Origin of the sequence: Colwellia ponticola (genome assembly GCF_005885605.1) — a bacterium.
Lineage (GTDB): Bacteria > Pseudomonadota > Gammaproteobacteria > Enterobacterales > Alteromonadaceae > Colwellia > Colwellia ponticola.
On the sequence record NZ_SZVP01000001.1, the window covers coordinates 448,012 to 463,497 of the forward strand.

The following is a 15,486-nucleotide window of genomic DNA, read 5'->3' on the forward strand; positions in this document are numbered from 1 at the left end:
GCGTTATGAGGAAAACTAAAGTGATAAGTCGAGTAAGCGCTCTGTTAACTCAATTTCACCCGATTGTATTTTGCTAATGCCCTGCTGCATTTGCGCTTGCCATGCCTTGTCTTGCCAAATTTCAAATTTTTTCAATTGACCAACTAACATGACATTTTTTTCTAAACTGGCATGTTGCCTTAAGGGTCCATTGATTAATAACCTACCGTTTTTATCCATTTCACAATCACTGGCATTACCTAAAATAACTTGCTGCAGTAAACGCTCTTGCGGGTTCATACTTGATAAATTACACAATTTTAATTCAATCTCTTCCCATTCAGGTAGTGGGTAAAGTAATAAACACGGATGTTGAATATCAACCGTACAGATCATTTTTCCTTGGCAATCAGTCAATAGCTCTTCACGATACTTAGTCGGTATAGTGATCCTATTTTTACTGTCGAGCGTAATTGCATTAGTGCCTCTAAACATATCTGCTGTTTTCACCCTGTTGAACAGTTACTTTAACCGTGAATTTAAACAATGATTCAACCACTAATTTCGCTCAACATTTTCATAAGATTTCACGATGAAAATGCGTGTAATCATTGGTGTTATAAGTAAGTAAATAATAAACGATAACAATAGTAGATCTGCTATCACATCCACTTTTCACCACTTTTACCCACGTTGCTACAGTTTAGTGAAAAATGCAACACACTGTCAAGTGAGTACAGCTAAAAACGAACGTGAAGACACTGGCTATAACGCCAGTAAAATTAAGGCTTCTGAGGAAGTAGATGAATTTGTGGGCTTTTGTGACAAGCAATCCCAAAAATAGTTAAAAAAATAATAATTTAACTAAAATAGTGTCTATTATTAGCGACAGGGGGGGAGACGAGTGATGTAGTAAAGGGCATTTTTATTAACATGAAAAATGCCCTTTACTGGCACTACCTTAATCGAATAAATATTATACGATTAAGTCTTATATCATTAAACTTTTCGATTAGAGTTATGATTAAATTTTTGATTAAAACAAGTCATCGTTAATAGCAAACAAGCAATCACTACCTGATTTTGCTGAAGCGATTAATGATAATCTACGTGGTAATACTCGAGTAAAGAAATAACGCGCAGTATGTACTTTACTTTGATAAAAATCGCTACCACTTTCACCATTGTTTTGCTCTTGTTCTAAAGCAACTTTCGCCATTTTAGCCCAAACAAAAGCCATTGCCGTGTAACCAAAGACATGTAAGTAATCATTTGCTGAGGCGCCTAACTCATTAATATCTTGCTCTGATTTAATTAATAGGTCAGTCGTTAACTCAGTAAGGTCTGTTAACGTTTGTGCTAAGGGCTCAATAAACTCAACCATCGCGCTATTACCACTATTACTGTCAATAAAAGTACTTACTTCATCGGTAAACACTTTTAGCATGGCACCCTTTGAGCCCGCTACTTTACGCATTAATAAATCCATGGCTTGAATACCATTGGTGCCTTCATATATTTGCGTAATACGTGCATCACGTACCAGTTGTTCTTGACCCCATTCGCGAATATAACCATGTCCACCAAAAACTTGCTGGCCAGTAACGGTATTTTCAAAACCTAAGTCGGTAAAAAAGGCTTTAGCAACCGGCGTCATTAAGGCTGCTAATGTTTCACCTTTAACTTGTTCTTCACCTTCACTATAAGTGGCGTAATCAAGTTGCATAGAGATGTAACTAGATAATGCTCGTGAGCCTTCATTTAATGCTTTCATATTTAACAGCATACGACGGACATCACCATGTACCATAATAGAATCAGCTTCTTGATCAGGGTTTTTAACACCATTTGTTTTGCTATCAAGGGCTCTACTTTGTAATCGGTCTTTGGCATATTCTAATGCATTTTGGTAAGAGCGCACTGCAGCACTTAAGCCTTGGATACCAACACCAATACGCTCAAAGTTCATCATAGTGAACATACAAGCCAAGCCTTTATTTAGGTCACCAATTAAGAAGCCTTTCGCTTCATCAAAGTTCATCACACAAGTTGCTGAGGCATGAATCCCCATTTTATGTTCGATAGAACCACAGCTAACGGTGTTACGCTCACCTAATGTTTCATCGTCATTGACAAGATATTTAGGCACTAAAAAAAGTGAGATACCGCGAGGACCAGCTGGCGCATCGGGTAATTTAGCTAACACTAAATGAACAATATTCTCGGTAAGGTCATGCTCACCACCGGTAATAAATATTTTATTACCGGTAATGTTATAGCTACCATCATCTTGTGGAATAGCTTTGGTACGAATAATACCTAAATCAGAGCCTGCATGTGATTCTGTTAAACACATAGAGCCGGCCCAATCACCTGAATACATTCGCGTTAGATAACGCTGCTTTAATTCCTCACTACCATGTTTTGCTAAAGATAACGCCGCCCCCGCAGTAAGCACAGGGTAAAGTGAAAACGAGATATCAGCACTACATAACATTTCTTCATGCATAGCCGTTAACATTTTTGGCATCCCCATGCCGCCATAATTAACATCACCGCCAAGTGCAGTCCAACCACCCTGAGCATAAGTAGTAAACGCTTCTTTATAACCTGGCGCGGTAGTAACAACACCCTCTTTAAAACTTACACCAATTTCATCGCCTTGACGAGCAATAGGATCAAGCTCTTGCTCGGCAATTTTTGCGCACTCTTGTAAAATAGCTTGCGCTGTTTCTTTATCAACTTGCTCGGCTAACTTAGGTAATTTTTGCCACATTTTATCAGCATTAAACACCTGATAGAGTAAAAAGTTCATATCAGTGAGCGGCGCTTTATATTCAGCCATAATGATTCCCTTTTGAAGTTTGAATTAGGTTTAAGTTACAGTAGATTATAGAGTAACTACTGTGCGACAAACGCACGATTAAAACAAGTGTTTGAACACAGTGTAAATCATTACTATGTAAAGTGCTATTGATTATTACTACTGATCTACCAGTTGTGGTTTGCTATTGTATTTAAAACTGAGTTAACCTATTAGGGTATTAATAAAATTGGCTTACTTGATAAGAAATCATTAGGGAAGATAACTATGATTTTTAATTTATTGAACTTGCCCTTAAAAAAACATCAACACTACTACTTTGTGCTTGTAGCTGCTTTATTGTTATTATTGGTTCCCCAAGTGCAGTCACAGCAGTTACGCTTTAATAAAACACAAGTGGATCAAGGGTATAACTTTCAATATCAATGGCTCGACCACGGTAATAGCAAACAAGCACTTAATTTCACATTATCTGAAGAAGGCTTATTTAATCGTTTTCGCCAGTTTAAAACCTACCAAAGTAGCTACGCACAAAAAACCATTCTTAGGCGTATTAAAAAAGCAATGCAGCAAGAGCCGATATCCGGTGTACAAATACGCTACAAACAGCATCAGCATCATTTTTTTATCGAAGTGAATGGCATAGATAAAGTGAAGGTAGATCAAGCTTATCAAAGATTAAACGAACTCGAGGATGAGATAACGCAGCAGTACTTTAAAGAGACTTATTACCAAGCGTTTACTAATTATGATCAAGTGAGTGGTGTTAAAGTCGATCATGTCAGTATTGCTAATCACTCGGTGGAAGATTTAAAGTCCTTAAAATCACTTATTTTAGAGCATGTCTCTATTCAAAATATTCGCCAGGTCAGCAACTATGTATTAGCTTTTGTGCAGAGTATTCCTTATAGCACTTTAGAATCTCGTCTTACCTCTTCAGGTGCAGGTTTTAATCCGCCATTGCAAGTGCTGTGGGAAAATCAAGGGGATTGCGATAGTAAAATGACTTTAACCGCTGCTTTATTAAGAGCGTTAATGCCACGTATTAAGATGGCGTTAATTTATATTGATAATCACGCTTTTATTGGTATTAATATCCCAGCAAAGTCAGGAGAGATAAGCATTATGCATAATAATGTCAGTTACTTATTAGCTGAACCTACCGGACCTGCGTTACTGCCATTAGGGACACTAGCACCCGAGTCTGAATTAGCGATCAATCAAGGCCATTATATTGCTCAAGATTATCATGAAGTATTATCTGAAAATATAATGGCTAAATAAGTATAGCCAAATAACGATGACACTGATTATGATTACAGCAGCTAATCCTGATCAACCATCTGAGCAAGAAAAGTTAAGCTTGGCGCAAAAAATGCGCTACCTGTTTCAGCTTCAGTATATTTAAGTAAGTGATCACAGTGGCCATGACCATCGCCATGAATCATACTATTAAGCATTAACTCAAAGGGCTTGGGTGAGTGGCAATAGGAAACAAAGAATAGTCCTTTGCGTTTCATATCACCATAAGGCATGCTTTGCCTTAAAATTTCAATACTTTTACCTTGTTCATCCTTAAGGCTAGTACGTTTAGTATGCGCGGTTAATGCCTTGTCGGCGCTATCAAACTCAATATTATCTAACTTGGTTCGCCCATAAACGTCTTCTTGCTCATGCTCAGCAAGAGAGTTCCATAACGATAAATTATGTTGATAGCGCTGGGTGTGTAAGTAACTGCCGCCAGCAAATTGTATGTCGTCAGCGTCTTTCACTAAGGCCACTTCACGACGATGTAAACCTTTAGGGTTTTCAGTACCATCAACAAAGCCAGTTAAGTCTCTGCCATCTAAAAATCTGAACGCTTGTATTTGCTCTGTTAATTCAACACTATCACCGAGTAGCTGACAGACCTTAGTGCTAACAATATGATTAACATCGGCACGGTCACTGCGAATTTCAATATAAATATCATAACTATTCATTGGCGCAACTCTGTCATCATTATGCATGGCTGGAAATGGCGCTAACAACGCTGGACGAGCCTGTGGATAAAACTCATCCCAATAAGCTTCACCAATAGCGACAACACCGATGAGATTCGCCTCTGAGTATTGATCTGCGTAGTTATCAAAGAGTTTAGGTAAACGAGAGATTGCTGCGCGAATAAAAGCATTTTTGTCATCTAGGACATTGAATAATAAATAATTACCATGCAAGTTAGGTTCTGCACAAATACCAAATTGTTCTCTAGCCATTTTTGTCCCTATTAACTTATTTCAATGTGAGAGTTTATATTGAAAACCTATATTATTGGTATTGTACACAATAAATGATCGCATACCATATTCTTACCATCACTTGAGTACGCTATAACTACAGTAATAATCGGTAAGCTTAATTCACTTTCCATAAGCCTTTATCGTCTCGACACATGAGCTCTTGCAGCGTTTCTTTACCACTACCGAAATGATTATCAAAAGTAACCTTAATGCATGGTTGCTGATTACGCTTAGTTTCTCTGCCTTTACTGATAGTCCCGCGATGGCCACTTTTAACATTATGCCAAGCCGACGTAGTTTGTTGGTTATCATTTAGTAGTAACACGACTTTTTCTTGCATAAGCGCGACATCTTGTGCGGTAAGGTATTTAGCAGAGCGCGAGTTAACATCAACAATGCCCGTTAAACCCGCGACAACTTCAAAAGGTAGCGTAATAACACCTTTTAAAAAACCTGAGACTAAACCACTACTCGCTTCTTTACCGATAGTTTTAGCGTCAACCACAGTATTTTCAATACGTGTTAAATACTGTGGAATATAATCTCTAGATAAGGTTATTTCTTCAAGATAACGAGTCGAATGAGGGCGCCAACGGGCAACTTCTGCGGTGGTATTATCAGTTGTTTTAACCACAGCATCTATACGCTTTAGTATCGCTGGCATAGAGGTCTGCACTAAGGCAACTTGTTGTTCAATATTGGCAAGTTGTTGCATTAAAGCCGGTAATTGTTTTGAATACGATTCACTTTCAATAATAACTTGCTGTACGATAGGCAGTGACGCTTCAACCTGTGATAAAATAGCCGGCGTTTGTTGAGCCACTAAGGCTCTTACCTTAGCAACTTCAAGTCTTACCAAGGCAACTTCATTAACAATACCATCGACTTTCAGCGTCACTGAGTCGACTGTTTTTGTGGTGCTGTTAATAACACTTAATAATGCTGGTATCTGTAAGGTAAACTTAAATAATGACAAGGCTAACAACGTAATAGCTAATGCCAATAAGGTTTGCGAGTAAGAGAATTTTTTTATCATGCGTTTACCTTAAGCTTTTAAGAACAATTTTTTATCACAAACAAGGCTATTGCTGTTCAATTAAATTAATTTCATCTATTAAGCAATGCATCAACTCACTAATTAATAGCTGCGCCGCCTCATCAATTACTGTCGTTTTTTTGATCGCCAATTCTAACTCAGATGCTGCTTGATTAAGCTCTACAAAACCAAACATTTGCGCCGCCCCTGCTAAACGGTGTGCAAGTGCTGCGACTTTATTGATATCATTATTATCACGATAAAGGATCAACTCGCGTTTATCGTTACTAAGGTTAGCTTTAAATTTAGCGACTAGATCACTTAAATCAAGCGCTAATAAGCTTTGTTCAGCTCTAGCAATCAGAGCAGGTTGTTCTATGTCTTTTTCTATGTCTTTTTTTATACTATTGCTTGCTAGCACAGAGCTCTCTGATTTAAAGTTCTCTAGTTTAGTATGGATCAATGCTGAATCGGATGCATCGGCTCTTTCATCACACACTGTACAATGCTTAGCAATGGCAGCAATAAAGGCTGTTCTCTCTATCGGCTTTTTTAAATGGCCAGTGAAACCTAAGTCTAAATATTTACTCACTTCATGTGACATTGCATTCGCTGTTAACGCATAAATAGGTTGAGTACAACCTAAGTCTCGTAACGTTTGAAAGGCCTCAACACCGTCCATTTCTGGCATTTGAATATCTAAAAGCACTAAATCCGGTTGATGTTTTATACATTGCGCTACCGCTTCTTTACCGTTAGTAGCGACAATAGTGTCTAACCCTAAACGTGTTAATAAGCGCGCAATTAAGCGGCGATTATCACCATGATCTTCTGCTAACAATATCTTACCGTTGAAGAGTTTACCGTCATGATTTGCCAATAACCGACTGGGTAAAGGCACTCCGTTATCACAAATATTATGCAAACAAGGTAGACTCAAGCAAAAGCAACTACCATGGCCTAGCTTGCTAGTGACCGCTATGTTACCAGACATTAATTTTGCTAACTGATTTGACAAGGTTAATCCAAGTCCTGAGCCGCCAAAACGCCTGCTAATGCTATTATCTGCTTGGGTAAATATTTCAAAAACCTGTGCTAAGTGCGCTTCGCTTAACCCTATACCGGTATCGGTTACGGTAAAAACCAATTCATCATTTAGCCAAGTAATGTTGAGAGTTACCGAGCCTTTTTCAGTAAATTTAATAGCATTCGCACAAAGGTTTAATAAAATTTGCTTTAAGCGTAGACTATCTATTTCAATAACAAAGGGTAGCGGCAGTTGATGGGCAATTGTAAATACCAAGTTTTTCTGCTGCGCTTGAGCATTGAAGGTGTCACGTAAGTCTTGAATTAAGTCACTTAAATCTAGTGGTTGTATTTCCAATTCAAGTTTATTGGCTTCAATACGGCTTAAATCTAAAATATCATTTATTAAGTCTAATAAATGTAAGCTGTTGCCATGAACAACTTCAATATCTTGGCGAAATTTACTTTTATCAACATCATCATAAATAAGCGCTTCAGCATGACCGATAATAGCCGTAAGTGGTGTGCGTATTTCATGACTCATATTAGCCAAGAACTGGCTTTTAACTTGATTCGCTTTTTCTAACTCGTGGGTTAAGGTTTCAAGTTCATGAGTACGCTGCTTAACTCGCCACTCCAACTCTTTTGTTAACCGCTGTTCTAGGTATCGACGATAAATAAAGAAGACAACAACAAAAATAAAAACTACTGAAAGAATAATAAGATTTCGCTGTTGTTCCGTTTTAACAGCTTCCAAGGTTTGTAGCTTTCTGCGTTGCTCTAAATCAACTATTTTCTGGCTTAGCTGCTTAGACTCAAACTCTGCTAATTTTTCATTAAGTAAGTTATTAGCCGCCAGTAGATATTTTTGTCGATAACGCTGTTGCTTGGCTAAGGCTTCAACAAAGTGATGTTGACTGGCACTGACTAGTGCAGATATAGCTAAATTTTCTGTTAATAGGTCTTGGTAATCATTTTTTTGTGCTACTGCTATTGACTCATTAATATAATGCTCTGCTTCGGCTAAATCGCCAGAGTAAAAATACCCTTTTGCTAAACTCTGTAAACTACCCGCATAAGCTTTTTGGTGACCAATCTGTTGACTCATATTCAACGCTTTATTAGCATAAAAAATCGCTTGTTCCACGTCTGCAATATTATTATAAACTTCTGATATATTATGCAGTTGTGCAGCGATATCATGTTTATAATCGTGCTGCTGAAAATAAGTTAAGGCCGCTAAAATATTTTCTTCTGCTAATTTGAATTGACCTGAATCTTTATAAGCTACCCCTAAAGTAGCCGTGGCCTTAGCGACGCCCAAATTATCATTGAGTTGCTGACGTTTTAGGATAGTCTCTTTTAGCATGCTTATGGTGCTATCAAAGCGTTTTAAACTAAGGTGTAACACCGCTATATTGTATCTTATATCAACTTTATCTACTTCATCACCATAAGCTGAATATAAAGGCTCAGCCAGTTTATAATTTACCAAGGCTAAACTTGCTTGCCCTAGCGAGGTATATATTAAGGCTATATTATTTAATAGGTTGGCACGTTCAATAGCAAAGTTATTAGCAACAAGATCTTGGTGAGTTTCATAATAATCCAGCGACTGCTGATAAGCGATCAGTGCTGATTTTAATTCTCCTTGATAATGACGTAATACACCAAGCAACTTATTAGCTTTGGCGACTAAACCTAAAAAAACATTCGCTGCTGCAATATCTCGCGCTTGTTGTACAACCTTAATACCCTCTTCATATTCATGAAGTAAGAACAAGGTTCTCCCTTGTAACAGCAGTATTCTAACTTGACCTGCCCCATCGAAATCACCGACGTTGATAAGTTGTGATAATTCAGCTAATGCTTGTGTTTTATCATCGTGTTCACTTATTTGATTAAGTTGTTGTTGTAACGCACTATCATGTGCCCACACCTTATCGGCAACGACTAAAGTAACCATGGTTAATAAACAAAAGAGTAATATTATTTTTTTTCGTTTTTTAATCATGCGTTAATTAATGTTCTGTTTTACTGAGAGGTTGTAAACTGCAGTGCTTTACCAACAGTATACAGGGGCATTATTTATAACATTATTTATGATAAATAAACACTTATCGATTAATCTTAGTGTTGTGCTTTCTCTATGACGTACAAAGAAAGTATTAAGCGGCTGTTTCGTTAGCATGTAAACCTTGTTGATGAAGGATTTAAAAGCCTTATCAATAAAAAGACAAGGTTAATCAAGTCGTATAGTAACATCGTTGATTAAACTTGCCTGGAGGTAAACTCAGCGCTATTTATCGAATAACATTCATTATTGACTTGTCGGCAACCTTGTAGTGTTAATCTTATCCGCTTGATGCCGCTGCTTTTTATGGCGAGAAAACAGCGTTTTAATATCTTCAATAATCATATACAAGCTCGGAATTAACACCAAGGTAACCACAGTAGCGAATAAAACTCCAAAAGATAATGATACCGCCATTGGAATGACGATTAACGCTTGCATACTGGTTTCAAAAAAGACAATAGGCACTAAGCCGACAAAGGTGGTAATTGATGTCAGCATAATAGCGCGAAAACGTTTAGTACCAGCATGTACTACCGCATATTTTAAGCTTTCACCACGCTTTCTAGCATTGTTGACATAATCAACCATTACTAAAGAATCGTTCACCACGACGCCTGCGGCAGCAAGAATACCAAAAATAGAAAAGGTGTTTAAATCCATCCCTAAAAGTAAATGCCCTAATACTGAACCAATAACACCAAACGGAATAACGATCATAATCATCGCTGCTTGCGAGTAAGATTTTAACGGTATCGCCAATAGTGAAAAGATAACCATCAGTGAAATAATAAAATCTCTAAATTGCTCACTAGCACTTTCCATTTCTTCTTGAATACGTCCAGTAACCTCACTCTTCACCAAGGGGTATTTACGTAACAATTGTGGCACAAAGTTATCGCGTATTTCTTTAGTTACCTCAAAAGGCTCTACTTGATCAGCATCAACACTGGCCCACACATTAATAGTTCGGTTCCCATTTTCTCGACGAATGCGGGTAACACCATCCGTAAGAATAATTTCAGCCAATTCAGATAAAGGTAACTCAGCACCGTTTGGCGCTTGGATCATGACATCATCAACATGACCAACCGAGCTGCGCTCTGCTAGCGGATATCGCACCATGACTTTTATTTCTTCACTATCACGTAAAATACGCTGAGCTTCCAAGCCATAAAAACTATACCCCACTTGCGAAGCAATATCAGCTAAGGTTAATCCCATTGAGTAAGCTAACGGCTTTAATTCAAACTGAACTTCTTTAGCACTGGTTTGACGAGAGTCATTAACATCACCAACACCTTTAAGGGTATTAAGCTTGGCTTTGAGTTCTTTCGCCGCCAGTAAAAGCTGCGCATCATTTTGGCTTTCTAATCGAAAGGCAATATCACCATCATCACGACCACCACCAAATAAATTGTCGCTAATGGTTAGTGATTTAACGCCTGGGTAATTAGGTATCGCTTTTCGCCATCTATCAGCCAAAGCAAAGGTATCCATAACGCGTAATTCAGGGTCAACGAGTTTAACCATAATCTGGCCTTCAGTACGGCTACGTATCTCCACTTGCATATCAGAGATCATTGATTGTCCTTGTACTTCCCTTCCTTGTTCAGTCTTGCCTTGCTCAGCAATAATTTCTGTATCAACTTGATTAATCACCGCTTGAATATTTAACAAGGTATTCAAGGTAGATTTTTCAGAGGCATCAACATTCATTTCAACGGTTATGCGTGGAAAGTCATGAGGGATTTTCGGTTGACCAACAAAGCGCACTATGCCGCCGCCAAACAGGCCTGCACTAATGAGCATAACACTGATAAAAAACATCAGTACTGCGTAACGATAGTGTAAAAACACCTGTAAATATGGGCGATAAACGTTTTCAATAAAGCGTTGTAATGATTTATCAATCCAAGCACGGGCCCTGTCTAACGGATTTTTTGGGTTAAATTCTTTAATTTTCATGTTAACCAGATGCGCTGGCAAAATGAGTTTCGACTCGATTAAAGAGAAAATCAAACAAAAAATAACAACAAAACCAATAGATTTACCAAAGGCTGACTCTGGTCCATCACCAAGTACAAACGGAATAAATACTGCTATAGTCGTTAACACGCCAAACGTTGCCGGCATAGCAACACGTTTAACCCCTCGAATAACATTGTCGGTACTGTGACCATGTCGCTCTATTTCTTCATGGGCACTTTCCCCCATGACAATGGCATCATCAACAACAATACCGAGCACTAAAATAAAGGCGAATAAGCTGGTAATGTTAATGGTGACATTAACAAACTCCATTGGCATAACCAGTAGTGTACCTAAAAAACATACCGGCAGACCCATCATTACCCAAAAGGCCAAACGTACTCGTAAAAATAGTGCCAGCATAATAAACACTAAAACCGCACCGCTTTTCATGTTGTCCATCATCATGGTTAAGCGACCCTCAAGGTAGTAGGTCATATCAACCCAAGTTTCTAATTTTACCCCTTGTGGTAATTGTGCTGACGTTTCTTCAACAAATTTATTCACGATATCTGCTACATCGGTAATGCTTTGATTATCGGCCGCACCAATAAATATAGTGATGGAATTTTTACCATTGAATTTAGAGTATTGTAAGCCTTCTTCAAAACCATCAATCACAGTTGCCAGCTCACCAAGTAGTACCCGAGTACCATCAGCAAGGGTCACCACAGGAATTTGCTCAAACTGGTAACCACGATAAGCTTGGTTTTCTACCCGTAAATTAATATAGCCATTTTCGGCGCGAATTTGACCTGCCGACATATTACGTGAGTAACCCCGCACGGCATTGGCAACATCGTTAAAGTTTAAGTTATATTCACGTAATTTATCTTTACTCACTTCAATCGATATTTCATAACTTAAACCGCTATATAATTCAGAAATATTGATCAAGGGTAATTGCTGCACTTCATCGTGTACTTTACGGCCAAGCTCTTTTAATTCAACATGAGTTAAGTCACCATATAAGCTGATATACATGACTTCTTGGCGAAATTTTTCTCGTTCAATTTTAATGCGTTCCATACCATCAGGAAAACTTGAAATAGAGTCTATCGCTGACTTAACCTCTTCAAGTACCAATTGCGGATCATAATCTAAATCGACTTCAAACCAACCATTAGAGAAATTACGGTTTGAGTAGGTAATAACGCGCTTAAGACCTTGTACGGTTTCAAGTGCTTCCTCTATTTTAATGGTTATGCCTTCTTCAACCTCCTGAGGCGCAGCACCGGGGTATGGTGCAGTATAAGAGATCCAATTAATCTTCACTTGCGGAAACATTTGTTTATTAATGCTGCTAATCGTTAACCCCCCTCCGACTAAAATGAATATCATTAATAAGTTGGCAGCAACACTATTACGTGCAAACCAGGCGATTAAGCCAGTGTGAGTATTAATATCACTATGAGGTTTAGATGCGTTGTCATTCTCATTGCTTTTAGAGGCACTTGGCTTGTTAGTGACTTGGTCATCAGGGCTCATTATAACTCCCCTGACGCATTATTATTGGCTACTTTGAGTTCATTTTCCTCGCGGGTTTGGTTTAATTTATTTAACTGTTCTGGCTGACTTAACTCAGTTGCCTGATTTTTTTCTTCAAGTGCTGTTTCGTCATCCGCTAACGCTAACTTCATACCGTCAATAGGGTAATCTAAAGCTGAAATAATTAATCGATCGCCCTGTGCTAAACCATTAGCGACAATAACATTACTGCCTTGCTGACGAATAATATCAATAGCAACATAATGTAAGGTTGAATCTTGATCTAAAATAGCGACTTTACCATTAACCACTAAATGCCTAGGTACGATAGTTGCCTGAGCGACATTATTACCGACAATTTTCGCGTTAACGTAACTACCAAAACGTAACGGAGTGATATTAGCTTTAACGTTAGCTTTAGTCGTTTCAACAATCGCTGACCTACCAGTATAGAGCTGATTGGTTTTGTTTTGTAATTGATAGGGGTCATTAAACTCTGCCACTAAGTAACTCATACGACTAGTACTATCAATAACGCCTTCACTGCGTTTTATCGTTGCCTGCCACTGGGTAGTTTTACCTGCATAAACACCGACCAGATTCACCTTGGAGTTTATACCTTGATTAACTAAAAACTCTAATTGATTATCGGCGACGGGCAAACGAACTTCAGCGGTGGCGGTCGCCAATACATGACCAATTTTACTGCCTACAGCGACAAACGATCCTAAGCCAATAGTTCGACTGTCGATCATAGCATCGTAGGGAGCTCTAATTTCAGTGCGTTCTAAGTTACGCTCAGCGCGAAGTACTGATGCTTGCGCGGCTTTAACGCGGGCTAGCTCTTGAGCAAGTTGTGGTTTACGTAAACTTAATTGCGTTGGCGAGGTATCGGTTATTTTCTGCCATTCACTCTCGGCAACTTTCCCTTGTGCCACTTCTTTTTCAAGATCCGCTTTTGCTGTTGCCATAGCGGCTTGTGCGTCAATTAACGCAGCATGGTAATCATTAGGGTCAATACGCGCTAACAACTGATCTTTTTTAACAAAACCACCTCGAAGAAAAGTGTCACTCAATTCAACAATTTCACCTGTTACTTGCGCAATTAATTCAGTTTCATACTTCGGCGTCACCATGCCATAAGAATTGACCTCTAATGTCATTGAACCAACAGATATATTACTAACCGCAACAATAGGAGTGTTATCAACTATCGCTTTTTCTGCTGGCGGTTTTTTCATACTAAAAAAAGCAGCCATGCCTGCAAGGCCAACGACTAAGATGATAATAGGTATAATAATTTGTTTTTTAATAGCCACTTTTAATCCTGATCCTTTAAACGTTTTATTTGCTTGTAAACAAACTTATTTTAATTTTAACTTTAATAGTGCTGGCACTAGTTGAGCGAAAACTCACACTAGAGTAACTATTTTTTCGTTACAAGTATTTACAAAAATGTAACTTTTTATTAGCTCTACTTATTACAAGATATACGCCAAATAAATAAAACCAGTTCAACACTGTAAAATAAACAAATAAAAACTTAAATAACAATAAGATAAAGACAATGATTTCTTATTGCTCAGCTAATAAACTGCTTACTGTTAATCGTTGATTTTTTTAGGTTAGTTTTTTTCACTATTTATTCGTTTTTATTTTATAAATATTGTTAAAATAACCAGCACTATATTGGTGAATTTTTAAATTGAAACCCGCGACTATATACCAAAGCGATTAATACGTTATAATGGGGAAAATTTTCCCACGGCCCTTTCCATGACAGACTCTCAACATACCCCCCCAGCAACTATTGGTAAATTTAACCAGCTCACTGTAGTGGCGATGCTGGACAAAGGTGCATACCTTGATGGTGGCGATTTAGGTGAAGTATTATTACCTAAACGTGATCTACCCGAGGCTTGTAAAGTGGGCGATAACGTTAACGTATTTCTTTACATTGACTCGGCAGAAAGATTAATAGCCACAACAGCAACACCGCTAGCGCAAGTGGGTGAATTTGTTTCTTTAAAAGTGGTACAAGTTAACAAAATTGGTGCCTTTCTTGATTGGGGTTTACCAAAAGATTTATTAGTACCTTTTAATCAACAACATACCGCAATGGAAGTAGGTAAATACTATTTAGTAAGAGTATTTCTTGATCAACTTACCAATCGTATTGCTGCGTCAAGTAAGCTAGATAAGTTTATTGATATTTGGCCCGCACAATATCAACAAGGCGATAAAGTAAGCTTAATTATTGGTGGTAAAACTGACCTAGGTTATAAAGCTATTGTTAATGATCTACATTGGGGTCTACTTTACGATAATGAGATTTTTCAACACTTAAGAGTCGGTAAAAGAATTCCGGGCTATATTAAACAAGTGCGTGAAGATGGTCGTTTAGATCTACTGTTAACGCGTGGTAGTAAAAATAAGGTGAATGATTTTTCAGCTAAATTATTAGCACATATTGCCGACAGAGGCGGTGTTACGTCATTAAATGATAAAAGTGACCCCGAATTGATCCAAAGAACTTTAGGGGTAAGCAAAAAAACCTTTAAAGCAACGGTAGGTAACTTACTTAAAAATGGCAAAATAGCTATCGTTAAAGAAGGCATCAAGTTAGTGTAAAAACTAATGCCATTGCGTTAAATAAACGCTTTAGGCAAAATCTTTAGATAAGATATTTGCAAAAAAAGAGCTTATAACATAGTTACAAGCTCTTTTTTTGTACTTACCGTTTGCTATC

General features: G+C 37.9%; 9 protein-coding genes. 2 read left to right on the forward strand and 7 right to left on the reverse strand.

What is annotated here, in order from left to right:
- Nucleotides 1-15: 15 nt before the first annotated feature.
- Complete coding sequence (mraZ, locus tag FCS21_RS01910) at nt 16-474, reverse strand: division/cell wall cluster transcriptional repressor MraZ (RefSeq protein ID WP_138620517.1); 459 nt, start codon at nt 472-474, stop codon at nt 16-18.
- Between the two features lie 541 nt (nt 475-1,015).
- Nucleotides 1,016-2,824, reverse strand: a complete 1,809-nt coding sequence (locus FCS21_RS01915; protein WP_138620281.1) for an acyl-CoA dehydrogenase C-terminal domain-containing protein — start codon at nt 2,822-2,824, stop codon at nt 1,016-1,018.
- 246 nt (nt 2,825-3,070) lie between these two features.
- On the opposite strand from FCS21_RS01915, the gene FCS21_RS01920 reads away from it, so the two are divergent.
- Entirely contained in the window at nt 3,071-4,087 is a 1,017-nt protein-coding gene (locus FCS21_RS01920) for a hypothetical protein (protein WP_246046948.1), read from the forward strand.
- A gap of 41 nt (nt 4,088-4,128) precedes the next feature.
- On the opposite strand, the gene FCS21_RS01925 is transcribed toward FCS21_RS01920, so the two are convergent.
- The 5 genes from FCS21_RS01925 to FCS21_RS01945 form a co-directional block, all read right to left on the reverse strand.
- Entirely contained in the window at nt 4,129-5,058 is a 930-nt protein-coding gene (locus FCS21_RS01925) for a Dyp-type peroxidase (protein ID WP_138620282.1), read from the reverse strand.
- Between the two features lie 139 nt (nt 5,059-5,197).
- Nucleotides 5,198-6,118 (reverse strand): RT0821/Lpp0805 family surface protein, encoded by a 921-nt coding sequence (locus FCS21_RS01930; protein ID WP_138620283.1) that lies wholly within the window; start codon nt 6,116-6,118, stop codon nt 5,198-5,200.
- A 46-nt stretch (nt 6,119-6,164) separates the two neighbouring features.
- Nucleotides 6,165-9,158 (reverse strand): ATP-binding protein, encoded by a 2,994-nt coding sequence (locus tag FCS21_RS01935; protein ID WP_138620284.1) that lies wholly within the window; start codon nt 9,156-9,158, stop codon nt 6,165-6,167.
- 306 nt (nt 9,159-9,464) lie between these two features.
- Entirely contained in the window at nt 9,465-12,737 is a 3,273-nt protein-coding gene (locus FCS21_RS01940; RefSeq protein WP_138620285.1) for an efflux RND transporter permease subunit, read from the reverse strand.
- The gene (locus FCS21_RS01945) at nt 12,737-14,056 is read right to left on the reverse strand and encodes an efflux RND transporter periplasmic adaptor subunit (protein ID WP_138620286.1); all 1,320 of its coding nucleotides are present in this window, start codon (nt 14,054-14,056) and stop codon (nt 12,737-12,739) included. The genes FCS21_RS01940 and FCS21_RS01945 overlap by 1 nt, the downstream gene beginning before the upstream one ends.
- A 457-nt stretch (nt 14,057-14,513) precedes the next feature.
- Between FCS21_RS01945 and FCS21_RS01950 the strand changes: the two genes are divergently transcribed.
- On the forward strand, nt 14,514-15,368 hold the full coding sequence (locus FCS21_RS01950; RefSeq protein WP_138620287.1) for a CvfB family protein: 855 nt from the start codon (nt 14,514-14,516) through the stop codon (nt 15,366-15,368).
- Nucleotides 15,369-15,486: the final 118 nt, after the last annotated feature.

What these genes read in the sequence shown, in the direction of transcription:
- FCS21_RS01915 (WP_138620281.1), bottom strand. Translation starts at nt 2,824, where the DNA reads ATGGCTGAATATAAAGCGCCGCTCACTGATATGAACTTTTTACTCTAT.
- mraZ (WP_138620517.1), bottom strand. Translation starts at nt 474, where the DNA reads ATGTTTAGAGGCACTAATGCAATTACGCTCGACAGTAAAAATAGGATC.
- FCS21_RS01950 (WP_138620287.1), top strand. Translation starts at nt 14,514, where the DNA reads ATGACAGACTCTCAACATACCCCCCCAGCAACTATTGGTAAATTTAAC.
- FCS21_RS01935 (WP_138620284.1), bottom strand. Translation starts at nt 9,158, where the DNA reads ATGATTAAAAAACGAAAAAAAATAATATTACTCTTTTGTTTATTAACC.
- FCS21_RS01920 (WP_246046948.1), top strand. Translation starts at nt 3,071, where the DNA reads ATGATTTTTAATTTATTGAACTTGCCCTTAAAAAAACATCAACACTAC.
- FCS21_RS01925 (WP_138620282.1), bottom strand. Translation starts at nt 5,058, where the DNA reads ATGGCTAGAGAACAATTTGGTATTTGTGCAGAACCTAACTTGCATGGT.
- FCS21_RS01940 (WP_138620285.1), bottom strand. Translation starts at nt 12,737, where the DNA reads ATGAGCCCTGATGACCAAGTCACTAACAAGCCAAGTGCCTCTAAAAGC.
- FCS21_RS01930 (WP_138620283.1), bottom strand. Translation starts at nt 6,118, where the DNA reads ATGATAAAAAAATTCTCTTACTCGCAAACCTTATTGGCATTAGCTATT.